This is a genomic window from Aliarcobacter faecis (assembly GCF_013201705.1).
In the GTDB taxonomy this organism is placed as follows: Bacteria; Campylobacterota; Campylobacteria; order Campylobacterales; family Arcobacteraceae; genus Aliarcobacter; species Aliarcobacter faecis.
On record NZ_CP053837.1, the window covers coordinates 186218 to 212065 of the forward strand.

The window sequence follows — 25848 nt, forward strand, 5'->3', positions numbered from 1 at the left end:
CGGATTTATAATAAAACTCCATTTAAAATATAATACTTTATAACATAAAAACTAACTAAACTTACAAAAATTAAATTAGAAACTAAAGATAATTTATAAAAAAGATTTAAATTTATATTTTGGAACTTTGAAAATATATTTATAGATATAGAAAAAAATAGCCCCAAGAATAGTGAAGACCATATAAAATACCCAATAAAATAGTATTCAGCTTGAAGCATACAAAATGGACACTGATGAGTTGGAAGTTCATAAATATATGTTGAAAAGAAATAAGTTACACTAAAATATGAAATATATACAAATAAAATATTAAAAATCATTAGTAAAAAAGATTTTCTTTGAATAGTTAAAATTGTAATTAAAAAGTAAAGAAGATAAAAAATCAAAATTAGAGTAAAAATATTAAGATTAAAGGGGATATTACTAGATACACTATTTGTTCCAAATATAATTGAACAACACTCAACAGCTTCATTTATAGGAATATTTACTAAAAAATAGATATCCAAAATTAATTCAAGAGTAAAAAAAGTAAATATTAGAATAAAGAATGAGAATTTTAGTTTTGTATATCTATAATCTTTCTGTTTTAAATCTAAAGAGTTTAAGATAAGCCAAATACCAATAAAAAATAAATTTATTATTTTTAGTGCTAAATTTATATCTCCAAAATTATTTGATGAAAAAATTCCAGCCGCACACATAGCTTCTTTTACTAAAAAAGTAAGAGAATCTATACTATATATAAAGTAAAAAAAGATAAATATTTTTGAAAATAGTGCAAAAGAGATTATTAAAATTACTAAATAAGATTTCTTTTCTAAACTATATTGTAAAGAGTTACTTTTACTATAATCCCAGTTTTTTAGGATATTTATTGATATGAAAAATGAGATTATCATTAAAAAATAGATTAAACTTTGTGAAAAAAGTAAAACAATAATCTCATTTGATAAAAATATATTATTCACAAATAATTCCATTTTTAAGTTCTATTTGTGAATCAACAAACTCTTGATTAAAAAATATTGGATCATGAGTTGCAATAATTATAGTTTTTCCTAAATTCTTAAGTTCTTTAATTATTTTTATAAAGTTTTGTGAATTTTCAAAATCTAGAGCAGCAGTTGGTTCATCACAAAGTATGAGATTTGCATCATTTACTAGAGCTCTTGAAATTGCACATCTTTGCTTCTCTCCTCCACTTAGATTTAAAATTAATTCATCTTTTTTATTTGATATATTTGCTCTATTCATTGCAATTTCAACTTTTTCATCAATTATTTTTTGAGAAAATCCTAGAGGAATTAAAGGAATAGATATATTCTCTTTTACACTAAGTTCATCAAAAAGATTAAAAAATTGGAAAATAAATCCTATATTTTTTGCTCTAAAATTACTTGAATGAATATCTGGAAATTTTGAAATAAGTTCATCCTCATAAAAAACTTCTCCACTTGTTGGTTTTTGAATAGTTGAGATAATTGATAAAAGAGTTGATTTCCCACTACCACTTATCCCTTTTAAAATAGTACAAGAACCTTTTTTTATCTCTAAATTTATGTTTTTTAGGGCATAAAACTCTTTGTTCTTATTTTCATAAAAGATTTTATTTAAGTTTTTTATTTTTATCATTTTAAACTTTCATAAGGATTTATTGCTGATGTTTTCCAAGTTGGAATTAGAACAGCACTTAAAAATGGAATCATAAAAAATAGAAAAAGTGTGAAAATTGATGAAACTTCAAAATAAGTTTCAATTAAGAAATTATTTTGTAAGTTTGAAAAGCCAATAAATATATATTTTAAAATAGGTGCTTGAAAGATAAAAACAAAGATATATGCAAAAATAACTCCTAAAATAAATGCTGTAAAAGAGATTATAAAGTTTTCAGTAAGTTTAAGTTTTATAATATCTTTTATACTAAAACCTAAAGCTTTTAAAATAGCAATTTGTTTTTTCTCATTTGAACTAATTTGTGAATATCTTTGGAAAATAACTAAAGCTAAGGTAAAAATTACAATAATAAAAAGTATTAAAAAAAATCCACCTTTATAGTTAAAAATATTTTCATAAGATTTTTTAATATCAGATTTCTCAATTATTTTTAAATTATTATCTAATTTCAAAACTTTTTCTTTTATGTTTGCTCTTTCTAGCTCATTTCTTACATCAAAGATAATGTCAGTTGCAAAGTTAGTTTCTATTTGTAAAATCTCTTTTGCAAGATTTATATCCATAATTATTAAATCATTTGCAACTATATTTTGTTCTTTATCTAAGTTGTTTTTTATTTTAAAGATTTTATTTCCAATAACAAATTCATTAAAATAGTGATATTTATCTAATGATTTTTTTACACCATTTCCAATTATTATTGAATTATTTTCTAAATCTTTATTAGTAGTTCCCACAATTGTAAAATATATATCTTCACTTAAAAATTTATATTGCCCATAAACTCTTTGTTCTATATTTGAAATTCCTTTAATTTTTTCTAATTTAGGAATAATTTCTAGTTTTATCTCTTTATTGAAATTATTCTTAATTACAAAATCACTATGATATTCAAGAGTTTTAAAAAGCATATGTTTTAAAGAATCTTTTAAAAATATAGTTGATGAGCAAAGAAAAACTATTAAAATGGAGATTATAAAAATTGATATATGTTTAGCTTTATGTTTTAAAAGAAGTAAAAAAACAAAATTTAAAAAAACATTAATTCTCATATACAAAATCCATATAAGAGCTTTTGAAATTTAAACTATTTAAATCTTTTTTATAGACTTCATAATCTTGAAATCTTATATTATAATCTTTTGTTGAATAGGCAAAATTTGATAATTTTGTTATTATTAATGTATTTGATAAATCACTATATTTCTTGTAAAAGAAGAGTAAAAAAATGAGTAAATATAGAAAGCTAAATATAGTAAATATTGAAAAAATAGTAGAAGTTTTAATAGTGCTCTCCTTAGTATAATATAATTATTTTAGCAATTTTAAGTTAAGTAAGTGTTAAAAGAGTGTATAATCGCACGAATTTTTAAGGAGTTTTTATGGCAAATAAGAATCAAATTGATGAATTAAAAGCAATTTTACTTGCAAGAAAAGAGAGCCTTTCAGCAAATATTCATAACAGCATAGATAGTATTGATCAGTTAAAAGACCAGGATATTAATGATGAACTTGATTATGCAGATTTTGTAAGTGATTCATTTACTGAGGGTATGATTGCAAATCACCAATTAGATGAGCTAAAACAAATAGAAGAAGCTCTAAAGAAGATAAAAGAGGGAACTTATGGTATTTGTGATATGTGCGGAATAAATATTCCAATTGGAAGATTAAAGGCAAAACCCTTTGCAAAATTTTGCACAGAGTGTAGAACAGTATATGAGCAAGAGAATTTGAAAAGAGCAAAAGCTTGATAAAAAGAGTTTATCCTTTAAATGATAAAACTTTAAATTTTAGATTTTTACAAAATGAAGAGGATTTTATAGTTGAAGAGCAACCAATAAAATTCTCTAATTCAGGGAATTTTATAGTTTTAGAGATAACAAAACAAAATTGTGATACTTGGGAATTAATAGATAGATTATCTAAATTCTTTGGTATTTTCTCAAATGAGATAGGTTATGCAGGTCTTAAAGATAAAAGAGCAACTACAACTCAATATATTACTATTCCAAAAAAATATTCAAAAGAGATAAAAAATTTTAAATCAAAAAAGATAGAGATAAAAGAGCTCTGTTTACATAATAAAAAGTTAAATATTGGAGATTTACAAGGAAATAGATTTAAAATAAATCTTTATGAAGTTGAAAAAATAGATATTTTTCATATAGAGAAGATTTTAAAAATTATCTCAAAACTTGGAATGCCAAATTATTTTGGTTACCAAAGATTTGGAAAAGATGTAAAAGATAATTTAGATAAAGCAAAAGAGCTACTTTTTGGAGATGGAAGAATAAAAGATAAAAAAGTTGCAAAAATGTTAATGAGTGCTTATCAAAGTACATTTTTTAATGCTTGGTTAGTTGAAAGATTAAGATTAGAAAAAAATAGTTTTAAACTTTTAGATGGTGATATCTTTTATGATATAGAAAATGATAAATTTTTTACTCCAAAAATTATAAATGAAAAGATATTAAATGATTTTAAGGAACAGTTAATAACTCCAACAGGATTGCTTCCTGGAAGAGATGTTTTTAAAGCAAGAGATGCAGCACTAAAAATTGAGCAAAGATACGATGATAGTGCAATAAATGAAAAAGGGTACAGACGAGAAGCTGTTGTTTTTCCTAAAAATATAGTTTGTAAATATGATATGGAAAATAAAAAGTGTAGTTTAGATTTTGTATTGCCAAAAGGTTCTTATGCTACTGTTTTAATAGAGTTTCTTGCAAATAGAAATTTTTCTTAAGTTTTAGAGATTGAAAATTTAAATATAGTGGTTAAAAAACCACTATATTTAATATGATTAAGGAAGAAGTACTTGTTTTGATCCAAAATAGATACTGTTTTCTATAGCTATCATTCTCTCTTCATTATCAAAGCTAAAATCATAAACTGTATCTTTTGTAAAATCTTTATCTATATTTATTAAAAATCCTTGAGATTCAACAGCATATAAAGAGTTTGTAAATGCTAATGCATGGAATTTTGCATATTTATATTTTTTCTTTGATATCTCTTCTAAATTTGAAGATAGTTTTATTAATTGACCATCAATTGTAGCAATATAGATATCTTTTCCAGCAACAACAACATCTCTTATTCTATAGCTTTTTGATAAAATCTCTTTTGGTGAGATTGACACTATTTTATTTGGACTTGCAACAATTAAAGTTTGTTCATCTTCAATTACACTCAATTCGATTATGTTATTTATCTCATTTTCATGATCAACTGCAATATTCTTAACTTGTTCATTATTTATAGAAGAAACTATTAAAACTCTTCCATTTAAGCTAGGAAATAGAATTAAATTTCCAAAAAATATAGGATTTGCAATTCTTGTATCATTTGCTAAAGATAGAGGTAAATACTCTTTAAAAAGTGTTTTATTTGTATTTAAATCAATTAACTCCATTGTATTATTTGAGTGAACTACTGCTAATTTATTATTTTTAACTGAAGCTGCAACAATTGGATCTTTCATAGCTTTTTCTTCATTTCCAATTAATATTTTATCAATGTAGTTTGTTGCTATGAATTTTCCATCTTCTGTTGTGTTTAAAAATTCAAAACCTTTAGGAAGTTCTATAGTAGAGACACCAGCTTTTGTTACAAATTTATTATCTTCTAAAGTTGCACCAACTCTATTAAATGATTTAATAGATGAACCAATTGAGCTTTTGTTTAGCTCAATATTACTACTTGTCTCTTTTGGTTCATAATATTTTTTACCAGAGCAAGCTGTAAATAAAATTAAAGCAAGTGATGAAATTAATATAGATTTCATATTTTTCCTTATTTCGTAAGTAGATAGTGGTTTAATAAATTTACTAATTCAATAGTTCTTGAATCATTTGATATTTTAGCTAAAGTATCTTTTGCTTCTTGATATTTTCCCTCATTTGTTAAAATAAGAGCTTTATTAAAAAGTGCATAATCTTTTAATAAAAAATCACTTTTCATAGATAATTTATCTAATACTTCAATATTATTGCTATTTTTTGCAATCTCAAACTCTGAAAGCTCTTTTAAAATTGGTAAAGAGATTTCAACAGGTTTTTCATTCTGTTTTCCTTTTAAATATAAAGCAATTTCATAAAGAGTTTTATTTTTCTCTTTTAGACTTTCGAGTGCTTTTTCATCACCTTTTTCTAAATAACTATTTAAAAGTATATTCGATTCATACTTATTTGATTCATCAAGATGTTTTTTAACAACATAAAAAATTGAACCAAGAATAACAGCTATAATTAATGCTAAAAATAGGCTTTTATATTTCTTGAAAAATCTTTCACTTTTTACAAAACCTTCAAGGAGTTTCTCTTCACTACTTAATTCAGATTTTATATAATCAACATTCTCTTTTAAGCTCATTTAATTAACCTTTTTTAAAACTAATTGATATATTACAAAAATTTTAATAAAATATTACTTTTATAAATTTTTTTGTATAATAATGGGCTATAAATTTTAAAGGTTGAAAAGATTATGAATAGATTATTAATTACTACTTCTATTGCATTTGTGCTTAGTTCTAGTTTATTTGCAAAAGAAAAAGTAGAAGAACCTGCACAAACAAGATTTGAATCACTATCAAAATTAACAAAAGTTATCGGAACAGTTGAAAAATACTATGTTGATGATATAAAATTACAAGAAATTGTAGATAAAGCTCTAAAAGGATTAATGCAAGAGCTCGATGCTCATTCAAGTTATCTGGATAAAAAAGCTAGTAGAGAGATGAATATTCAAACTCAAGGCGAGTTTGGTGGTCTTGGAATTACTGTTGGTATGAGAGATGGTGCTTTAACAGTTATCTCTCCCATTGATGACACACCTGCTTTTAAAGCAGGTGTAAAATCACTTGATATTATTTTAAAAATAAATGAAACTTCTACTATTGGGATGACTTTAGATGAAGCTGTAAGTATGATGAGAGGTGAGCCAAATACTGATATTAAACTTACTTTAGTGAGAAAAGGTGATCCAAAACCAATTGAATTAAAAATGAAAAGAGATATTATAAAAGTGCAATCTGTTTTTGCAAAAAAACTTGAAGGTGAAAATATCTTATATCTTAGAGTTTCAAGTTTTGATACAAAAGTATCAACAGAGTTAGAAAAAGCAATAAAAGAGAATAAAGACGCTAAAGGGATAATTTTAGATTTGAGAAATAACCCAGGGGGTCTTTTAAATCAAGCAATTGGTGTTGTTGATATGTTTGTAAAAAGTGGAGTTATTGTTTCTCAAAAAGGTAGAGATGCAAGTGATGAAGAGAAATTTGAAGCAAGTAAGTTAGGTTTTAAAACAGATTTACCTTTAGTTGTTCTTGTAAATGAAGGATCAGCATCTGCTTCTGAGATTGTTAGTGGTGCTTTACAAGATCATAAAAGAGCAGTTGTAATTGGAGAAAAAACTTTTGGAAAAGGTTCAGTTCAAGCTGTACTTCCAATTGATAATGAAAAAACTGAGAATATAAAACTTACAATTGCAAAATATTATTTACCAAGTGGAAGAACTATTCAAGCTGAAGGAGTAACTCCAGATATTATTGCAAGTGCTGGTAAGGTTACAAAAAGTGATGATAGTGCTATTAAGATAAAAGAAGCTGACTTAAAAAAACATCTTGAAGGTGAATTAAATAAAGTTGATGAAAAGATTAAAGAGGAAGAGAAAGCTATAAAAGACGAAAGTAAGAAAATTATCACAAAAGATGATTTAATGGAAGATAATCAGTTAAATACATCTTTAGGAATTTTAAAAAGTTTAATAATAATGAATAAATAATATAGGAACATTAAATGAATATTGAAAATATTAAAGCATTAGGACTTTGGCCAGATAGTAAAAAAACAACAACTAACAAAGGTTTAGAAGAGTTAGAGAATTTAGGTTATAATCTATTTTATATAGGGAAAAATGCAGATTTATATACTTGTCCAGGTGAGAATGCAAAAGTTTTACTTGTAAGAAGTGATAGAACATCTGTTTTTGATATTCCATTAAATTTACAAATAGAAGGAAAAGGTAAAGTTCAAACAGCTATTTCAAATTTTGGTGCAAATTTTGCAAAGAAAGCTGGAATTAGAACAGCAATTTTAGATGAAAATGTTCCAAGTAGTGTAAAAGAGTTTGAAAGATGTCAAATGATGGAGCTTTGTAAACCACTTGAAGCTGAAATTGATGGTGAAGTTGTTCAGTTTGAGTTAATTTTTAGAAATTATCTAACTGGTTCACTGTTTGAAGCTATTAAAAATGGACTTGATCCTTATGGACTAAATTTACCTTCAAATTTACAAGAGTGGCACAAATTTGATAGTGCAATTTTTACTCCTACAACAAAAGGTATTAAAGATGAGCCTTTAAAAACAAGCAGTGTAAGAGAGAAATTTCCTGAAATAATTTCTAGTTTAGAAAAATTATTTAATGATTTTACAGCTTTCGCAAAAACAAGAGGAATAGTTGTAGTTGATACAAAATTTGAAATATTTGTAGATAAAAATGGTTATTGGGTTTTAGGTGATGAAGTTTTAACTCCTGAAAGTTCAAGATTTATAGCTTTAGAAGATTTTGAAAAGGGTGATTTCATCTCTATGGATAAACAAATTTTAAGAAATTTTGGTAAACAAGAGAATTGGAAAGAAAAAGCAAAAACATTAAAAGCTGGAGAGAAACTAGAAGTTAATGTTCCACAAGAGATTAAAGATAAAATTTTGAGTGGATACAATACAATTTTAGAAAGATTAAGCAAATAAAATTTTAGATATAATCAACAAAAAAATATTATAAAAGGTGTATAGCATATGAAAGCAATTGTAAATGTAGGATTAAAAAAAGGTGTTTTAGATGACCAAGGAAAAGCAATAAATCATGCTTTAGGAACTTTGGGATTTAAAGATTTAATCTCTGATGTTAGAGTTGGAAAACAAATAATTATTGAGTTAAATTCAACAGATAAAGAGAAAGCAAAAGAAGAAGTTACAAAAATGTGTGAAAAACTTCTTGCTAATACAGTAATTGAAGATTATACTATAGAAATAGTAGGTTAATTATGAAAGTAGCAGTTCTACAATTTCCAGGAACAAACTGTGAGTTTGATGCAAAATATGCATTTACTAAATTAGGTTGTGAAGTTTTTGTTGTTTGGCATAAAGAGAATAAACTTCCAGAAAATACAGATTTAGTAGTTGTTCCAGGTGGATTTTCTTATGGAGATTATCTAAGAAGTGGAGCAATTGCAAGATTTGCAAATATTATGGAAGATGTTAAAAATTTTGCTCAAAATGGTGGAAAAGTTATAGGAATTTGTAATGGTTTTCAAATTTTACTTGAGGCAGGACTTTTACCTGGAGCTATGAAAAGAAATGATACTTTACACTTTATTTCAAAATATCATCATCTAAAAGTTCTAGATAACAATAATGAATTTTTAAAACTTTTAAATGTTGGTGATGTAGTAAATATTCCAGTTGCCCATCATGATGGAAACTATTATATTGATGAAATTGGATTAAAAGAGCTTGAAGCTAATAATCAAATACTTTTAAAATATTGTACAAAAGATGGTGAATTAGCAAATATGAATGGTAGTGTTTCAAATATTGCTGGAATTTGTAATAAAGAGAGAAATGTATTTGGGTTAATGCCTCATCCTGAACGAGCAATTGAAGAGATTTTAGGTTCAACAGATGGAATTAATATGTTGAAAGGGTTTTTAAAATAGAAGGTAGCTTCTATTTTAGATAATATGAAGAAATTATCTCTACTTCTAATAGCTTTCTTAACACTTTTTACAATAAATTTATTTGCAGCAAAAAATCTATATTTAACTATCTTAAAAGAACCAAAAAATATCTATAAAAATCAAAAATTTGAAGTAAAGGTTAAAGCTTTAATTACAACAAATGATTTTACTTCACTTACAACAAATTTCTCAAATCAATCAAATATTACAGTTTTAAATCCAACTTCTCCTTGGAAAAAAGTTTCAAATGATACTTATGAAAATAGTTTTTATTTCAAGGTGAAATCTCAAAACTTTAGACTACCTATAATCGAAGTAAAATTATGGGATTCTAATTCTCTTATTGATGTTTCAACAGTAGAGAATAGTAATATCACTTTTTCAAATATTGGAAAAAGTGATGATAGATTTTCAAAAGTGATAGCAGATAATATAATTCTAAAAGCTTATAAAACTAAACAGTATAATAATCAAGAAGCTTTAACAATAATTGATATAGATGCTGTAAACTCTAATTTAGAAGATTTTAATTTAGATAATGTTGTAGAACAAGGTGTTTCAAATATAAAAGAGTGGGAAAATATTCAAAATTTAGTTTACTATTTTGTAACTCCAATTTATGATAAAAATCTTACTTTTACATATTTTAATTCTACTACTAACTCTTTTAAAGAGATTAGAGTCCCTTTGATTTTACAAAATGAACTTGTAAGTACTCAAACTGATTTAAATCCAAACGATTCAACTTTTGAAAAATATAAAAAGATGGCTTCAACAGTTGTTTTTATTTTATTTTTAATTTTATTTATTTGGAAAAGAAAGAAATTTTTAATCCCTTTTGTATTAATAACTTTTATTTTTGCACTAATTTATAATCTTCCAAATGAAAAAGGAAAGATAAAACAAGACTCTTTTGTATATATTTTACCAACAAAAAATTCAACAGTATTTTTTAAAGTTGATAAAGAGTTAAAAGTTGAGATATTGGAGAGAAAAGGTCAGTTTGTAAAAGTTTTAGGGATTGAAGATGGATTTATTGGCTGGATAAAGGAGGATAGTTTTGAGAAAAATTAGAGGAATCATAGTATTTATTCAATTTTCTATAACAGTTGCAATTGTTGTATTATTTATGTATTTATTTAGAAATCATACACATAAAGTTATAAAAATTTGGATGAAAGTTCAAATGTTTTTTCTTGGAATAAAACTTGAGACAGAAGGAAAGCTAGATGAAAGTTGTGATTTAATCTTAATAAATCATCAATCTATGCTAGATATTATTGTAATGGAACATATTCATAATAGGCATATTGCTTGGGTTGCAAAAAAAGAGATAACAGATCTATTTTTCTTTGGACACATTATAAAAGCACCACGAATGATAAGTGTTGATAGAGAGAATAAAGCAGGGCTTATTAAACTTTTAGCTGATGTAAAGAATAGATTAGATTTAGGTCGTCCAATTGCAATGTTTCCAGAAGGAACAAGAAGTGATGGAACTTATATGGGAGAGTTCAAAGTTGGAGCTAAAATGGTTGGGAATAAGTTTAATTTAAAAGTTCAACCAGTTGTTATGTTTAATACTAGAAATATAGTAAATTCTCAAAAAGTAGAAGCCTCTCCAGGTATTGTAAAAGTTGTATATTTAGAGCCAGTACAAGCTAGTAAAGATACATCTTGGTATGAAGATACAGAAAAAAACATGAGAGAAGTTTTCGAAAAAGAGTATAAAAATTATGTTTCCTAATTATCAAGCTGTTTTAGCAGTTGGAATTGGTGGAGCAATAGGTTCAGTTTTACGGTATTTTACAGTTTTTTTTCAACAAAAATATTATCCAGTAGATTTTCCTCTGGGAATACTTATTGTAAATATTATAGGTTCGTTTTTTATTGGATTTTTATATATCTATTTTTCATCTTATATTATTTCTGATAATATAAGATTTCTTTTAATAACTGGATTTTTAGGAGGTTTAACAACCTTTTCTACTTTCGCTATAGATAGTTATTTACTATTTGGAACATCTTTAAATCTTGCAGTGTTAAATATAGTATCAAACCTCTTTGGCTCACTTTTTGCTGTTGGTATAGGTGTAAAAATAGCTCAAATAATTTTCAAATAGAAAAAAATTTAAGCAATATGAAGTTATAATATTTCTAATATCAAAAAAAAGGATAGTTTATGCATATGCCAAGTGGAATGCAATTATTAATAATTGTTTTAATCGTATTAATTTTATTTGGTGGTAAAAAAATACCAGAATTAGCTAAAGGTTTAGGAAGTGGTATTAAAAACTTTAAAAAAGCAGTGAAAGAAGATGAAGAAGAGGTTGCAACTGCTTCAAAAATAGAAGAGAATGAAAAAAAAGCTGATACAAAAGTAAATGAAACGAAACAATCATAGTTTTATATAAAGGATTTTTATGAGTATGCCAAGCGGAATGGAACTATTAATAATAGTTCTAATTGTGTTAATTTTATTTGGTGGTAAGAAGATTCCAGAGTTAGCTAAAGGTTTAGGAAGTGGAATTAGAAACTTCAAAAAAGCTATAAAAGAAGATGAAGAAGAGATTGTTACTAAAAAATCTGAAGAAGAAAAATCTAAGAATATAGAACAAAATCAAGAAACAAAAAATTCGTAAGAGAAGAACATTGCAAAATATTATTAAAGAGTATATAGAAAAGATACTAGAAAAAGAGATAGTTCTTGAAAAACCAAAAGATATTAGTTTAGGACATTTTGCAACACCTGTTGCATTTTCATTAGCAAAAGAATTTAAAATATCTCCAATTATTTTAGCTCAAGAGTTAGTTTTAAAACTACAAAATGAAGAGCTATTTGAAAAAATTGAAGCTGTAAAAGGTTTTATAAATTTTACACTATCTAAAAAATTTATAGAAAAACTTACAAATGAAGCATTAGACAAAAAAGATAATTTTGCTAAAGGTAGTTCTAAAAGTGAAAAAATTCTTTTAGAGTATGTTAGTGCAAATCCAACAGGACCACTTCACATAGGACATGCAAGAGGTGCGGTATTTGGAGATACTTTATATAAAGTTGGAATATATCTAGGTTATCCTATAACAACAGAATACTATATAAATGATGCTGGTGCTCAAATGCAACTTTTAGGAATTAGTGTTAGTTTAGCTGCTAGAGATTTTTTATTTAAAGAAGAAGTAGAGTATCCTGAAAGTTATTATAGAGGAGAATATCTAGTAGAAATTGCTCAAGAGATTATAGATAAATATGGAAAAGAGATTATCTATGATGAGAGTAGATTTGAAGAGATGGCAATTTTTGCAAAAGATATAGTTATGCAAATTATTATAAAAGATTTGGGTGATTTAGGGATAAGTTTTGAAAATTTTGTATCTGAGAAATCTTTATATAGTTCATGGAATAGTACAAAAGAGGTTTTAGAGAAAAATGGTTCACTTTATGCAAAAGAGGATAAAATTTATTTAAAATCTACACAATTTGGAGATGATAGTGATAGGGTTGTTGTACGGGATAATGGTATTCCAACATATCTTGCTGGAGATATAATTTATCATAAAAATAAATTTGATAGAGATTTTGATAAATATATAAATATTTGGGGAGCTGATCATCATGGATATATTACAAGAGTTAAAGCAGCTATTGAATTTTTAGGAAATGATTCATCAAAACTTGAAGTTATTTTATCTCAAATGGTACAACTTTTAAAAGGTGGACAACCATATAAGATGAGTAAAAGGGCTGGAAATGTAATACTTATGTCTGATATTACAGCTGAAATAGGAAGTGATGCTTTAAGATTTATATTTTTAACTAAAAAAAGTGATACTCATTTAGAGTTTGATATTGATATGTTAAAAAATCAAGACTCATCAAATCCAATTTTTTATATAAATTATGCACATGCTAGAATAAATCAACTTTTTGTAAAATCAAATTTAAATATAGATGATATTTTAAATGAGAGTTTTGAAAATATAAATATTGAAGCTTTTAACTTAGCATATGAATCTTTATTATTAAAGTCAGTTTTGGAAGATTCATTTGCAAAAAGAGATATGCAAAAAATTACTGAGTATTTATACAATTTAGCTTCAAGTGTACATAAATTTTATAATGAGCATAAAATTATAGGAAGTAGTGAAGAAAAAACTTACTTAAAAGTTTTAAGTATGGCTAAACTAAGTTTAAAAGTAGGGCTTAAACTTCTTGGAATTGAAGCAAAAGAGATTATGTAATCTCTTTTTGTTTCTAAAATATACTAATTTAATCTTAAGTCAGGACTCCATTTAAGCTCATTTTTCGCTTTTATTGTTGAGAGTCTTTCATCATCATTAGCAATATTATAAATACTGTTTTTATCACAATTAATGGCTAAAAATGCTGCATAAGCAGCAGCTTCTATATGTACAGGTGGAACATAATCGACTGGTTTATCAAAACCAGTTTCATTACCATATAAAAGACCATTTCTAAGTATAATTCCAATAAAAGGTGCATTTAATACTTGTTCTTCTAAACTTGCAACAGCTTTTGATGTAGTTCCATAAACTGGATCTGAAAAATTTAATAATGCAGAATCTTCTGTATGAGGTAAAGCTGATGGTTCATAAACAAAAGCTATACTTTGAGCAATCATTTTTTCTATTCCAGCCTTTTTTGATGCATTTACTAAATTCTTTGTCCCAATTTCTCTTAATCTAGCATTACTTTCTAAAGCTTTTTCCATTTTATCTGGATCTAATCCAAGAGGAAGGTCTGTTAATTGGTGAAATACAATCTTTGGTTTGATTGAAACTATAATCTCTTCAATCTTTTTTTCATCATATACATCAACTATTATAGGTTCTATACCAAGTTTATTTAAAGATTCTATTTTATTTTTACTTCTTGTAGTTCCATAAACTTTCCAACCATCTTTAACTAAAAGTTTACATATATTTTTTCCTATTACTCCAGAAGCACCAGCAATAAATGCTACTTTATTTTCACTCATTTTAGTTCCTTTTTAAGTTTTAGTTGGAAGAAAAGTTTTAATTTTTAGGTTTTATAAAACTCTCTAAAAACTCTTCAAGATTATATTTTTCTCTATATTTCTCACTCATTAAATGAATAAAAATATCACCTAAATCAATAACAGTCCAGTTATCATCTTCATCAACTCTTAAAAATTCTTCACCTTTTGGTTTTAAATCAATTTTTAAATGATCTAGTAGTGCATTACCATGTTTTGGATTTAAAGTTGTAGCAATTACAACATAATCAACTAAATAATCTTTAGAAGTTAAATCAAAAACTTCTATATCTGTAGCTTTTTTATCTTCTAAAATTGCTTTTATATTTTCTATTCTATTGTTCAAATTTTTCCTTTTTAAATTTATTAAATCTTGCCAAATCTCTTTTGGCACAAAGTTTAAATCTAGTTCGTTTCTTAGTTTTGTAGAGCTAATATCTATATTTATATCAAGAGTTTTAAACTCATTTGATATTAAATTATAGCCTTCTCTTTTTGCTACAACAAACTCTAAATTTTCTTTTAATTCATCTATATTATGCCATCTATGAAGAGATTTTAGATTATCTTCACCTATTATAAAATAGATTTTACTAGGTTTATATAAGTTTTTAATATACCTAATTGTCTCATAAGTAAAGCTTAGTTTTTCTTGATTTATTTCAAAATCACTTATTTGTACTCTTTTATTATTTTTAAAAACTTTTTTAAGAAGTTCAAATCTCTCTTTTGGTTTAAATAAAAAATCTTTTTTAAAAGGGTTTAGATATGTAGGAACTATGATTAACTTATCAATATCAAGCTTTTCTAATGCTGTTTCAACTATAGCTTTATGTGCTATATGAACAGGATCAAAACTGCCACCAAAAATTGCAATTTTCAATTATTTTTTGCCTTTGTTTTATAATTAAATATTATTATAGCAATTTTTGGATAAAATATTTGCTATTTAGAATTTTTATAAAGGGAATAAATGGCTATTAAAGTTGCAATAAATGGATTTGGAAGGATAGGAAGATGTGTAGCTAGAATTATTGCTACTAGAGATGATGTTGAGTTAGTTGCAATCAACGATACTGCAAAACCAGATATGCTTGAATATATTACAAAATATGATACTGTTCATGGAACTTTTGATGGTGAGGTTAAAGTTGAAAATGGTTATTTGAGAATGGGGAAAATTAATGCAAAACTATATTCAACTAGAGATGCAAGTGAATTAACATTTACTAAAGATTGTGGAGCAGAGATTGTTTTAGAGTGTACAGGTGCATATTTAACTAAAGAGTCTTGTCAAATTCATATAGATAATGGTGCTAAAAAAGTTGTAATGTCAGCTCCAGCAAAAGATGATACAAAAACTTATGTAATTGGTGTAAATGAAGCTACTTATTCGGGAGAAAAAATTGTTTCAAATGCTTCTTGTACTACAAATTGTCTTGGACCAATAGCAAAAATTATTGATGATGCTTTTGGAATTGAAAAGGGTTTAATGACAACTATTCACTCATATACAAATGACCAAAATATCTTAGATGTAAAACATAAATCAGATAAAAGAAGAGCAAGAGCAGGGGCTTCTAATATGATACCTACAAGTACAGGAGCAGCAAAAGCTATGAAGCTAATTATGCCTCAACTTGATGGAAAACTTCATGGACAAAGTGTAAGAGTTCCAACTCCAAATGTTTCTATGGTAGATGTAAACTTTTTAATTAAAAAAGATACAACAAAAGAGGAGATAAATGCACTATTTACTCAAAAATCAAAAGAGTTAGCTGGAGTTGTAAGTGTTGATAATGATATGTTAGTATCTAGTGATATTATTGGAAATACAAACTCTACAATTATTGCTAGTGATTTAACACAAGTAATTGGTGGAAATATGATAAAAGTTATGAGCTGGTATGACAATGAGTGGGGATACTCTGCAAGACTAGTTGATTTAGCTGTTTATGTAGCAAATAAATAAGGGAAAAGATGAAACTTCAAGAGATAAAAAATATTGATATTGCTAGTAAAAAAGTATTTATAAGATGTGATTTTAATGTTCCAGTAGATGAATATAATAATATCACAGATGATAGAAGAATAAGAAGTGCATTAAATACGATTAGATATTGTATAGATAATGATTGTTCAGTAATTTTAGCTTCTCATTTTGGAAGACCAAAAGGTGGATTTGAAGAGAAATATTCACTTGCTCCAGTAGCAAAAAGATTACATATTTTGTTAAAACAAGAGATAAAATTAGCTCCAAATGTAGTTTGTGATGAAACTTTAAAAATGGCTAAAGAGTTAAAAGCTGGAGAGATTATGCTTTTAGAAAATATGCGATTTGAAGTTGGTGAGACAAAAAATGATGAAGAACTTAGTAAAAAACTAGCAAGTATGGCTGATGTTTATATAAATGATGCTTTTGGAGTTTCTCATAGAGCTCACTCTTCTGTTGAAGGAATTGCTAAATATTTTGATGTAAAACATAAAGCTGCTGGGTTTTTATTGGCAAAAGAGATTAAATTCTTTCACCATATTGTTGAAAATCCAAAAAGACCTTTTGTATCAATAGTTGGTGGTTCAAAAGTATCTGGAAAACTTGAAGCCTTATATAATCTTGTTCCAAAGGTTGATAAGATAGTTATTGGTGGTGGAATGGCATTTACATTTTTAAAAGCTTTAGGGCATGAAATAGGAAAATCACTTGTTGAAGAGGATTTAATACCTGAAGCCATTAAGATTATGGATTTAGCAAAACAAAAAGGTGTAAAACTATATCTTCCAGTTGATATTGTTGCAGCAGAAGCTTTTGATGCTGAAGCTATTGCAAAAATAGTTCCTGTTCAAGAGATGCCAAAATCTTGGATGGGATTAGATATTGGACCTGCAACAGCTTTATTATTTAGTGAAGTTTTAAGTGATGCAAATACTATTTTATGGAATGGACCAATGGGTGTTTATGAGATGGAAAAATTTGCTAAAGGTAGTACAAAAATTTCTCATGCAGTAGCTAGTTCTTATGCAACGACTGTTGTTGGTGGTGGAGATACTGCTGACTTAGTAAGAATTACTGGAGATGAAGCTGATATGACATTTATCTCTACAGGTGGTGGAGCATCATTAGAATTAATTGAAGGGAAAATTTTACCAGGAGTTAAGGCTTTGGTTATTGAGGATGATAAATAAATGCCAATAATTGCTAGCAATTTTAAGACAAATCATACAAGAAAAACTACAAAAGAGTATATAGAAAAACTAAATAATTATTTAAAAAATAGTAGTATAAAAAATGAAGTTTTAGTTTTCCCTACTTCAACTTCATTTGATAGTTTTTATACAGTTTCTAGTCTTGAAATTGGAGCACAAAATGCTTATTGTACTAATAATGGCTCTTTTACAGGTGAAATTGGTTTAGAACAACTTGAAGAGTTTAATATAAAAACTATTTTAATTGGACATAGTGAAAGAAGACATATTTTAAGTGAATCTCAAGAAGATATAGCAAAAAAATATGAGTTTTATAAACAACAAGGATTTAAAATAGTTTATTGCATAGGAGAACCTTTAGAGGTTAAAAATCAAGGATTAGAGAAAATTTTAGAGTATATTTTTGAACAATTTATTGGGATTGATATAAATTACTCTAATTTGATTTTAGCTTATGAACCTGTTTGGGCAATTGGAACAGGAGTTACTGCAACAAATGAAGATATAGAAAAAATTCATAGTGCAATAAAAGAGAAAATCTCTAAACCACTACTTTATGGTGGAAGTGTAAAAGTAGAAAATGTAAGAGATATTTGTCAAATAGCAAATGTTGATGGAGCATTAATAGGAACAGCTTCTTGGAAAGTAGAAGATTTTATACAAATAATAGAGAATACAAAGGATTTAAAATGATAATGAAAGGTAAAAAAGGTGTTATCTTAGGTGTTGCAAATGATAAATCTATTGCTTATGGTATAGCAAAAGCTTGTGCTGCTCAAGGTGCAAAAATAGCTTTTACATACTTAAATGATGCACTTAAAAAAAGAGTTGAACCAATAGCAGCTGAGTTTGGAAGTGAAGATTTAGTATATCCATGTGATGTTTCAAAACCTGAAGAGATAGTTGCCTTAAGAGAGTCTTTACAAAAAGATTTAGGTGAGATTGATTTTATTGTTCACTCAATTGCTTTTGCTCCAAAAGAGGGACTTAGTGGAAGATTTTATAATATTTCTAAAGAGGCATTTGATATAGCTATGGATATATCTGTTTACTCTTTGATTGAAGTTACAAGAGAGCTAAAACCACTTTTATCTTCTAACTCTTCAATTTTGACTCTAACATATTATGGTGGGGCGAAATATATTCCAAACTACAATCTTATGGGAGTTGCAAAAGCAGCTTTAGAGATGACTACAAAATATTTAGCTGAAGATTTAGGAAAAGATGGAACAAGAGTAAATGCTATTAGTGCAGGACCTATTAAAACTTTAGCTGCTGCTGGAATTGGTGATTTTAGATTTATGTTAAAGTGGAATGAAGCACATTCACCTTTAAAGAAAAATGTAACTATTGATGAAGTTGGAAATTCTGGTATGTATTTATTAAGTGATTTAAGTAGTGCAGTAACAGGTGAAATTCACTATGTTGATAGTGGATTTAATATTATGGGAATGCCAGCAGTTGAGTTTGATGAAGGAAAACCAAGAATTGCTTGGAATGGAACAGATAAATAAAAAAGTATAAGTTTTTGTAGATTTATTTGTTGAAGAAAAGATTTTCTTGCTTATTTATTAGTAAATTTGCGAAGAAATCTCTTTTTTTTCTTTACTTTTTTTTTAAAGTTTTAAAATTGAGAAAGTTATTAAAAATAGTAAGTTTAAATTGTTTTACTATTTTTAATAATTTTAAGAGAATTAAAAATCTCAGATAATTAGAAAATTTTAACAATTTAGGACGAATATGAATATAGATTTCAAAAACTTAGCAAATAAATACCAAACGCCATATTATGTATATGATTTTGATTATATTACAAAACAATATACAGAGTTAAAAGAGTCATTTAGAGCAAGAAAATCTCTAATAGCTTATGCTGTTAAAGCAAATTCAAATTTAAGTGTTATAAAACATCTTGCAAATTTAGGTGCTGGAGCTGATTGTGTTAGTATTGGTGAAGTTAAAAGAGCATTAAAAGTAGGTGTTCCTGCTTACAAAATTATTTTTTCAGGTGTTGGAAAAAGTGATGATGAGATAAAAGAGGCTTTAGAACTAGATATTTTACTTATAAATGTTGAAAGTGCTGAAGAGTTAAATAGAGTTGAAATAATTGCAAAAGAGTTAGGAAAAGTTGCAAGAATTTCTATAAGAGTAAATCCAAATATTGATCCAAAAACTCATCCATATATCTCAACAGGGCTTCATGAAAATAAATTTGGAGTAGATATTGATACAGCTAAAAGAATGTATATACAATGTAAAAATAGTGAGTTTTTAGAGCCTACAGGAATTCATTGTCATATTGGATCTCAACTTACACAACTTCAACCAATTAAAGATGCTGTAAAAATAGTAGCTGATTTAGTTAGAAATTTAAAAGCAATAAAAATTGAGTTGTCTTTTATGGATGTTGGTGGAGGATTAGGAATTGTTTATAAAGATGAGAAACTAATTGATACTTATGAGTATGCTCAATCAATTTTAGATGTTATGTTTGGACTTGATTTAACAGTTATTTGTGAACCTGGAAGATTTATAGTTGGAAATTCAGGAGTTTTTGTAACAAAAGTTTTATATGAAAAAATAAATGGGAATAAAAGATTTGTTATTGTTGATGGGGCTATGAATGACTTAATTAGACCTGCTCTTTATGGAGCTTATCATAAAATCGAAGTTTTAAATGATAATAAAGATTTTAGTGATTGTAATATAGTTGGACCAGTTTGTGAAAGTGGAGATTTTTTTGCAAAAAATATAGAGCTTCCGAAAACTTCACACAATGATTTAGTTGCTATTTATAGTGCTGGAGCTTATGGATTTACGATGGCAAGTAACTATAATACAAGAGGAAGAGTTGCTGAAATTGCTATTGAAGGTGGAGTTGATAGACTAATTAGAAGAAGAGAAAACTTTGAAGATTTAATTGCACATGAGATAGAGTTTATAAAATAAAAAAGGGCAAAAAATGGCTATTGAAGATGGATTAGTAGAGATTAGAAATAAACTGGATGATATAGATAATAAATTATTAGATTTATTAAATGAAAGAATGAATCTTGTTCATCAAGTTGGAGTTATAAAAGCTCAAAGTGGAGGAGCTATTTATAGACCAGAGAGAGAAAAATCTATTATAGATAGACTTGAAAAAATAAATAAAGAGAAAAAAGGATTTCTAAATAGAAGTGCTATAGAAGCACTATTTTTAGAAATTTTTGCAATATCAAGAAATCTTGAATTACCTGAAAATATTGGATATTTAGGACCACAAGGAAGTTTTACTCATCAAGCAGCAGAAGCTAGATTTGGGGCTATGAGTTCTTATGTCTCTATTAGTTCTATTAAAGGAATATTTAAAGAGTTAGAATCAAAAAAGATAAAATATGGAGTTGTTCCTATAGAGAACTCTTCAAATGGAATTGTAAATGATACAATAGGTGGATTTAGTAATTTTAATTCAAAAATTATTGCTGAAATTGTACTAAACATTCATCATACTTTAGCGACAACTTGTGATAAGATAAGTGATATTAAAAAAATATATTCAAAAGATATAGCATTTGATCAGTGTAGAAAATTTTTAACAAATTTTGGACTTGATGAGGTTGAATTAATCCCAGTTGAGTCAACTACAAAAGCTGCAAAACTAGCAGCTATTGAGCCAAATAGTGCAGCTATTTCTCCACATGTAGCTGCAAAATTATATAATCTTCCAATTTTATTTGAAAATATAGAGGATAAAGACAATAATAAAACTAGATTTTTTATTTTAAGTGATTTTGAAAATTTACCAAGTGGAAATGATAAAACTTCAATTTTAGTGAATCTTCCAGATACTCAAGGAGCACTGGTAAAATTTTTAAATGATTTTAATGATTTAGGAATAAATTTAACAAAAATAAAATCTCATATTGTTGAAGGGAATTCAATATTTTTTATAGATTTTGATGGACATAAAGATGATGATAATGTTAAAAAAGTTCTTGAAAAACATAAAAATAGTATAAAAGTTTTGGGCTCTTATGTAAAAGAGATAAAAGATATTTAGACAATAAGGATAAAAAATGAAATTTAATGAAGTATTAAAAAATCTTTCAACTTATGAAGCAGGTAAACCAATAGAGTTAGTTGTAAGAGAGTATGGAATAGACCCAAAAGAGGTAGTAAAACTAGCTTCAAATGAAAATCCATATGGAACAAGCCCTAAAGTTGTAGCAAAAATAGAGAGTTTAGTAAAAAATATGTATTTGTATCCTGATGATTCTATGTTTGAACTAAAAGAGACCTTAGCAAATAAGTTCGATTTAGAGAGTAAGAATGTAATTATTGGCTCTGGAAGTGATCAAATTTTGGAGTTCTGTATTCATGCAAAATGTCAAAAAGGTTCAAATGTTTTAATGGCAAAAACAACTTTTGCTATGTATGAGATTTATGCAAAACAGGTTGATGCAAATATTATTAAAACAGAATCTAGTCAACATAATTTAAAAGAGTTTAGTGACCTTTATAAAAAATATGGTGCAGATATTATATTTTTATGTATTCCAAATAACCCTTTAGGAGAGTGTTTAGATAAAAATGAAGTTTATGAATTTTTAAGAACTATTGATAAAGATACTCTAGTTGTAGTTGATGGAGCATATCAAGAGTATGCTGCTTTTAAAGATGAAAACAAAAGAATTTGCCCAAAAGATTTGATTAATAGTTTTCCAAATGCTATATATCTTGGAACATTCTCTAAAGCTTATGCTCTTGGTGGAATGAGAGTTGGTTATGGTTTAGCAAAAGAGGATATCATATCTACTTTTTACAAAATAAGAGCTCCTTTTAATATTACAACTCTAAGTTTAGCAGCAGCTATTGAAGCATTAAAAGACGAAGAGTTTGTACAAGATTGTATTGCTAAAAACTTTTCAGAAATGAAAAGATATGAAGAGTATGCAAAGCAAAAAGGGTTTGAGTATATTCCTTCTTATACAAATTTTATTACAATTTTATTTAAAGACTTTGTTTCAAAAACTGTTTCTCAAAAACTTTTAGAGCGAGGAATGATAGTAAGAGATTTAACAGGTTATGGATTAAATGCAATAAGAGTAACAATTGGTTCAAGTGAGCAAAATACAAAGTTATTTAAACTTTTAGATGAAGTTTTAGAAGAGTTAAAATAAGAGTTATTATGGAAGTAAAAGGTAAATCTACAGAAGAATTAAGCGAGTTAGCATCACAAATAAGAGATAGAATTATTGATGTGGTATCAAGAAAAGGTGGACACTTCTCTTCAACTTTAGGAGCAGTTGAACTTACTCTTGGAATGCATTATGTATTTGATGTAGATAGTGATCCTTTTATTTTTGATGTTTCACATCAATGTTATGCTCATAAGCTTCTTACACAAAGATGGGAAGAATTTGAGACAATTCGACAGTTTGGAGGTCTTTGTGGATTTACTAAACCAAATGAAAACAAAGCAGACTATTTTGTAGCTGGACATAGTTCAACCTCTATTTCACTTGCTGTTGGAGCTGCAAAATCTATACAGTTAAAGAATGAAAATAGAGTTCCTGTTGTAATGATTGGAGATGGCTCAATGAGTGCAGGAATGGTCTATGAGGCACTAAATGAGTTAGGAGATTTGAAACTACCTGTTGTAATAATATTAAATGATAATGAAATGAGTATTGCAAAACCAATAGGAGCAATATCAAAATATCTATCAAAAATTTTAGCAGGAAAGTTTTATCAAAGTTTTAAAGCAAGAGTAGATAAATTTATAAGAAATAATATGCCTGAAGGTACAACATATTTGGCTAAAAGATTAGAAAGTTCTATAAAGTTAATAACTCCAGGAATACTTTTTGAAGAGCTGGGAATTGATTATATTGGACCAATAGATGGACATGATATAGAAGAGATTATAGAGACTTTAGAAATTGCAAAATCTATGAATAAACCAGTAATTGTTCATGCAAGAACTGTAAAAGGAAAAGGTTATAAAATAGCTGAAGGGCAACATGAACATTGGCATGGTGTAGGTCCTTTTAATGTTCAAGATGGAGAATTTATAAAAAAAGTTGTACAAAAAAGTGCAACAGCTATTTATTCAGAAACTCTTTTAAATTTAGCAAGAAAATATGAAAATATAGTAGGGGTAACTGCTGCTATGCCAAGTGGTACAGGAATAGATAAATTAATTGAAGAGTTTCCTACTAGATTTTGGGATGTTGCAATTGCAGAACAACATGCTATTACATCAATGGCTGCTATGGCTAAAGAGGGTTTTAAACCCTTTATTACAATTTACTCAACATTTTTACAAAGAGGATTTGACCAAATAATTCATGATGTCTGTATTATGGCTCTACCTGTAGTTTTTGCTATGGATAGAGCTGGAATTGTAGGAAATGACGGAGAGACTCATCAAGGTGTTTTTGATATAAATTTTTTAAGATTTATACCAAATATGATTTTATTTGCACCAAGAGATAATGAGACTTTAGAATACTCTTTAGAGTTTGCTTATAATTTAGATAAACCTTGTGCAATTAGGTATCCAAGAGGTTCTTTTAAACAGTTAGAGTATAAAGCAACACCCTTTGAATTAGGAAAGGCTGAACTTCTAAAATCTGGTGCATCAAATAAACTATTTATTGGATATGGGGCTGGAGTTTCTAAAGCAATTGAGGTTGAAAAACTTCATAATGAAGATATAGCAATTTTAGATTTAAGATTTATAAAACCAATAGATAAAGAGATTTTAAAAGAATTATCAAAAAAATATAACTTTTGGTATGTATTTAGTGACTCACAAAAACTTGGTGGTGTTGCAAGTGCTATTATGGAAACTTTAAATGAATTAAATATTTTAAATATAAAAATAACTTCTTTTGAATATGAAGATAATTTTATAGAACATGGTGATACATCAGATGTAGAGCGATATTTAGGGTTACTTCCAGAACAAATAGTAAATAATATTTAATAAAATATTTCTCTCTTTAATTAAAACTTATTTTAAATAATAGTTTATAGATATTCTTTAAATAGGATATTTTTTATCCTATATTATAAGAATAAATTATAATAAAATTCTAAAAAAAGTATAAAATTAATTTTCATTTAATAAATATTATCCTATTATTAACTGATTTTAATTTAGTAGGAATAATATGAAATTAGCATTATCGCTTTCAATTCTATTAGGTGCAAGTAGTTTATTTGCAAATCAGTCATTAATTACAAAGGCTAAAAATGCGGGACTTGAGCCAATACCAAGCTCAAAAGATGCATTAATGAAATTAATTGATGATAAAAAAGATCCAATTACAGCTGCAAAAGTTGAATTAGGAAAAAAATTATATTTTGATCCAAGATTATCAAGAAGTAATTTAATCTCATGTAATACATGTCATAACTTAGCTCTTGGTGGAGCAGATGGAGTACCAGCTGCTATAGGGCATGGATGGACAGCAAATCCACACCATTTAAACTCACCAACAGTTTATAACTCTGTTTTCTTTAAAGCACAGTTTTGGGATGGAAGAAGCCCTCACTTAGCTGACCAAGCACAAGGACCAGTTCAAGCAGGTCCAGAAATGGCTGCTCCTCCTTCATTAGTTGAAGAGAGAATTAATTCAATTCCAGAATATGTAAATGAGTTTAAAACTACTTATGGAAAAGATGTAAAAATTGATTTTGGAAAAATTACTTCAACTATTGCAACTTTTGAAAAAACACTTGTAACTCCATCAAGATTTGATAAATTTTTAGAGGGTGATTCAAAAGCTTTAACAAAAGAGGAGCAAGAGGGATTAGATATCTTCTTAAATAAAGGGTGTACAGCTTGTCATACAGGAATTGCAATTGGTGGAACAATGCAACCATTCCAAATTGCTAACCAATATACATTCACAAATGTAGGTGATTTTAAAGGTGATGAAAATGGTATGGTTAAAACACCAACTTTAAGAAATATTGCTGAAACAGCACCATATTTCCACAATGGACAAATTTGGGCTTTAACAGATGCAATTAAAGAAATGGGTTCAGTTCAACTTGGAATTGAAATAAGTGATGGTGATGCAGCTAAAATTGAGACTTTCTTAAAAGTTTTAAGTGGTACAAAACCAAATATTACTTATCCTCAACTTCCAGCTTCAACAAATAAAACTCCAAAACCATCATTTGATTAATAAAAAGCTAGGGATT

At 26.9% G+C, this 25848-nt stretch carries 28 protein-coding genes and 1 pseudogene; 21 read left to right on the plus strand and 8 right to left on the minus strand.

Going from position 1 to position 25848, the window contains the following annotated elements; all coding sequences use genetic code 11:
* Positions 1-5 precede the first annotated feature (5 nt).
* Genes AFAEC_RS00935 through AFAEC_RS00945 form a run of 3 tightly spaced genes read right to left on the minus strand, consistent with a single transcriptional unit; the run spans position 6 to position 2732 of the window.
* On the minus strand, positions 6-974 hold the full coding sequence (locus AFAEC_RS00935; RefSeq protein ID WP_026806696.1) for a hypothetical protein: 969 nt from the start codon (positions 972-974) through the stop codon (positions 6-8).
* A complete protein-coding gene (locus AFAEC_RS00940) occupies positions 967-1638 on the minus strand; it encodes an ABC transporter ATP-binding protein (RefSeq protein WP_026806695.1) in 672 nt (223 codons plus the stop codon). The genes AFAEC_RS00935 and AFAEC_RS00940 overlap by 8 nt, the downstream gene beginning before the upstream one ends.
* On the minus strand, positions 1635-2732 hold the full coding sequence (locus AFAEC_RS00945; protein ID WP_026806694.1) for an ABC transporter permease: 1098 nt from the start codon (positions 2730-2732) through the stop codon (positions 1635-1637). Before AFAEC_RS00945 ends, AFAEC_RS00940 begins: the two co-directional genes overlap by 4 nt.
* Positions 2733-3062: 330 nt before the next feature.
* Between AFAEC_RS00945 and dksA the strand changes: the two genes are divergently transcribed.
* Both dksA and AFAEC_RS00955 read left to right on the plus strand, forming a co-directional pair.
* Positions 3063-3434: an RNA polymerase-binding protein DksA gene (gene dksA, locus AFAEC_RS00950; protein ID WP_026806693.1), complete on the plus strand. Its 372-nt coding sequence runs from the start codon at positions 3063-3065 to the stop codon at positions 3432-3434.
* On the plus strand, positions 3431-4429 hold the full coding sequence (locus AFAEC_RS00955) for a tRNA pseudouridine(13) synthase TruD (protein WP_026806692.1): 999 nt from the start codon (positions 3431-3433) through the stop codon (positions 4427-4429). The genes dksA and AFAEC_RS00955 overlap by 4 nt, the downstream gene beginning before the upstream one ends.
* Before the next feature lie 57 nt (positions 4430-4486).
* Here the strand turns inward: AFAEC_RS00955 and AFAEC_RS00960 are convergent, their stop codons facing one another.
* Both AFAEC_RS00960 and AFAEC_RS00965 read right to left on the minus strand, forming a co-directional pair.
* Positions 4487-5470, minus strand: a complete 984-nt coding sequence (locus tag AFAEC_RS00960) for a hypothetical protein (protein ID WP_026806691.1) — start codon at positions 5468-5470, stop codon at positions 4487-4489.
* Positions 5471-5478: 8 nt separating this feature from the next.
* Positions 5479-6057, minus strand: coding sequence for a hypothetical protein (locus AFAEC_RS00965; protein WP_026806690.1), 579 nt, complete (start codon positions 6055-6057; stop codon positions 5479-5481).
* Positions 6058-6171: 114 nt separating this feature from the next.
* On the opposite strand from AFAEC_RS00965, the gene AFAEC_RS00970 reads away from it, so the two are divergent.
* Genes AFAEC_RS00970 through argS form a run of 10 tightly spaced genes read left to right on the plus strand, consistent with a single transcriptional unit; the run spans position 6172 to position 13669 of the window.
* Complete coding sequence (locus AFAEC_RS00970; protein WP_026806689.1) at positions 6172-7470, plus strand: S41 family peptidase; 1299 nt, start codon at positions 6172-6174, stop codon at positions 7468-7470.
* A gap of 14 nt (positions 7471-7484) precedes the next feature.
* On the plus strand, positions 7485-8438 hold the full coding sequence (locus AFAEC_RS00975; RefSeq protein WP_026806688.1) for a phosphoribosylaminoimidazolesuccinocarboxamide synthase: 954 nt from the start codon (positions 7485-7487) through the stop codon (positions 8436-8438).
* 48 nt (positions 8439-8486) lie between these two features.
* On the plus strand, positions 8487-8732 hold the full coding sequence (gene purS, locus AFAEC_RS00980; protein ID WP_026806687.1) for a phosphoribosylformylglycinamidine synthase subunit PurS: 246 nt from the start codon (positions 8487-8489) through the stop codon (positions 8730-8732).
* A gap of 2 nt (positions 8733-8734) precedes the next feature.
* The gene (purQ, locus tag AFAEC_RS00985) at positions 8735-9406 is read left to right on the plus strand and encodes a phosphoribosylformylglycinamidine synthase subunit PurQ (RefSeq protein WP_026806686.1); all 672 of its coding nucleotides are present in this window, start codon (positions 8735-8737) and stop codon (positions 9404-9406) included.
* A gap of 24 nt (positions 9407-9430) precedes the next feature.
* Positions 9431-10501 carry a hypothetical protein gene (locus AFAEC_RS00990; protein WP_026806685.1) on the plus strand — a complete coding sequence of 357 codons (1071 nt, stop codon included), beginning with the start codon at positions 9431-9433 and terminating at the stop codon, positions 10499-10501.
* Positions 10488-11174, plus strand: a complete 687-nt coding sequence (locus AFAEC_RS00995) for a lysophospholipid acyltransferase family protein (protein ID WP_026806684.1) — start codon at positions 10488-10490, stop codon at positions 11172-11174. Before AFAEC_RS00990 ends, AFAEC_RS00995 begins: the two co-directional genes overlap by 14 nt.
* Positions 11164-11550: a fluoride efflux transporter CrcB gene (crcB, locus tag AFAEC_RS01000; RefSeq protein ID WP_026806683.1), complete on the plus strand. Its 387-nt coding sequence runs from the start codon at positions 11164-11166 to the stop codon at positions 11548-11550. The genes AFAEC_RS00995 and crcB overlap by 11 nt, the downstream gene beginning before the upstream one ends.
* A gap of 59 nt (positions 11551-11609) precedes the next feature.
* Entirely contained in the window at positions 11610-11831 is a 222-nt protein-coding gene (locus AFAEC_RS01005; RefSeq protein ID WP_026806682.1) for a twin-arginine translocase TatA/TatE family subunit, read from the plus strand.
* 19 nt (positions 11832-11850) lie between these two features.
* A complete protein-coding gene (gene tatA, locus AFAEC_RS01010) occupies positions 11851-12069 on the plus strand; it encodes a twin-arginine translocase TatA/TatE family subunit (RefSeq protein WP_026806681.1) in 219 nt (72 codons plus the stop codon).
* A 10-nt stretch (positions 12070-12079) separates the two neighbouring features.
* A complete protein-coding gene (argS, locus tag AFAEC_RS01015) occupies positions 12080-13669 on the plus strand; it encodes an arginine--tRNA ligase (protein WP_026806680.1) in 1590 nt (529 codons plus the stop codon).
* Between the two features lie 23 nt (positions 13670-13692).
* On the opposite strand, the gene AFAEC_RS01020 is transcribed toward argS, so the two are convergent.
* The 3 genes and pseudogenes from AFAEC_RS01020 to nadD all read right to left on the minus strand — a co-directional run.
* On the minus strand, positions 13693-14427 hold the full coding sequence (locus AFAEC_RS01020) for an NAD-dependent epimerase/dehydratase family protein (protein ID WP_026806679.1): 735 nt from the start codon (positions 14425-14427) through the stop codon (positions 13693-13695).
* A 37-nt stretch (positions 14428-14464) separates the two neighbouring features.
* Positions 14465-14791: a ribosome silencing factor gene (rsfS, locus tag AFAEC_RS12355; protein ID WP_306459101.1), complete on the minus strand. Its 327-nt coding sequence runs from the start codon at positions 14789-14791 to the stop codon at positions 14465-14467.
* Positions 14786-15328: pseudogene (gene nadD / locus AFAEC_RS12360) on the minus strand (nicotinate (nicotinamide) nucleotide adenylyltransferase); the annotation flags it as partial. The pseudogene nadD and the gene rsfS, both read right to left, overlap by 6 nt.
* A gap of 90 nt (positions 15329-15418) precedes the next feature.
* Between nadD and gap the strand changes: the two are divergent.
* The 9 genes from gap to AFAEC_RS01070 all read left to right on the plus strand — a co-directional run bounded on the left by gap (position 15419) and on the right by AFAEC_RS01070 (position 25832).
* The gene (gene gap, locus AFAEC_RS01030; RefSeq protein WP_026806677.1) at positions 15419-16417 is read left to right on the plus strand and encodes a type I glyceraldehyde-3-phosphate dehydrogenase; all 999 of its coding nucleotides are present in this window, start codon (positions 15419-15421) and stop codon (positions 16415-16417) included.
* An 8-nt stretch (positions 16418-16425) separates the two neighbouring features.
* The gene (locus AFAEC_RS01035; protein ID WP_026806676.1) at positions 16426-17628 is read left to right on the plus strand and encodes a phosphoglycerate kinase; all 1203 of its coding nucleotides are present in this window, start codon (positions 16426-16428) and stop codon (positions 17626-17628) included.
* A complete protein-coding gene (locus AFAEC_RS01040) occupies positions 17629-18342 on the plus strand; it encodes a triose-phosphate isomerase (protein ID WP_026806675.1) in 714 nt (237 codons plus the stop codon).
* Positions 18339-19163: an enoyl-ACP reductase FabI gene (gene fabI, locus AFAEC_RS01045; protein WP_026806674.1), complete on the plus strand. Its 825-nt coding sequence runs from the start codon at positions 18339-18341 to the stop codon at positions 19161-19163. Before AFAEC_RS01040 ends, fabI begins: the two co-directional genes overlap by 4 nt.
* A gap of 226 nt (positions 19164-19389) precedes the next feature.
* Complete coding sequence (lysA, locus tag AFAEC_RS01050; RefSeq protein ID WP_026806673.1) at positions 19390-20598, plus strand: diaminopimelate decarboxylase; 1209 nt, start codon at positions 19390-19392, stop codon at positions 20596-20598.
* 13 nt (positions 20599-20611) lie between these two features.
* Positions 20612-21691, plus strand: coding sequence for a chorismate mutase (pheA, locus tag AFAEC_RS01055; RefSeq protein WP_026806672.1), 1080 nt, complete (start codon positions 20612-20614; stop codon positions 21689-21691).
* 16 nt (positions 21692-21707) lie between these two features.
* Positions 21708-22811, plus strand: a complete 1104-nt coding sequence (gene hisC / locus AFAEC_RS01060) for a histidinol-phosphate transaminase (protein WP_026806671.1) — start codon at positions 21708-21710, stop codon at positions 22809-22811.
* Positions 22812-22819: 8 nt separating this feature from the next.
* Positions 22820-24622 carry a 1-deoxy-D-xylulose-5-phosphate synthase gene (gene dxs / locus AFAEC_RS01065; protein WP_026806670.1) on the plus strand — a complete coding sequence of 601 codons (1803 nt, stop codon included), beginning with the start codon at positions 22820-22822 and terminating at the stop codon, positions 24620-24622.
* Between the two features lie 187 nt (positions 24623-24809).
* Positions 24810-25832 (plus strand): cytochrome-c peroxidase, encoded by a 1023-nt coding sequence (locus AFAEC_RS01070; protein ID WP_026806669.1) that lies wholly within the window; start codon positions 24810-24812, stop codon positions 25830-25832.
* The last annotated feature ends 16 nt before the right edge of the window (positions 25833-25848 follow it).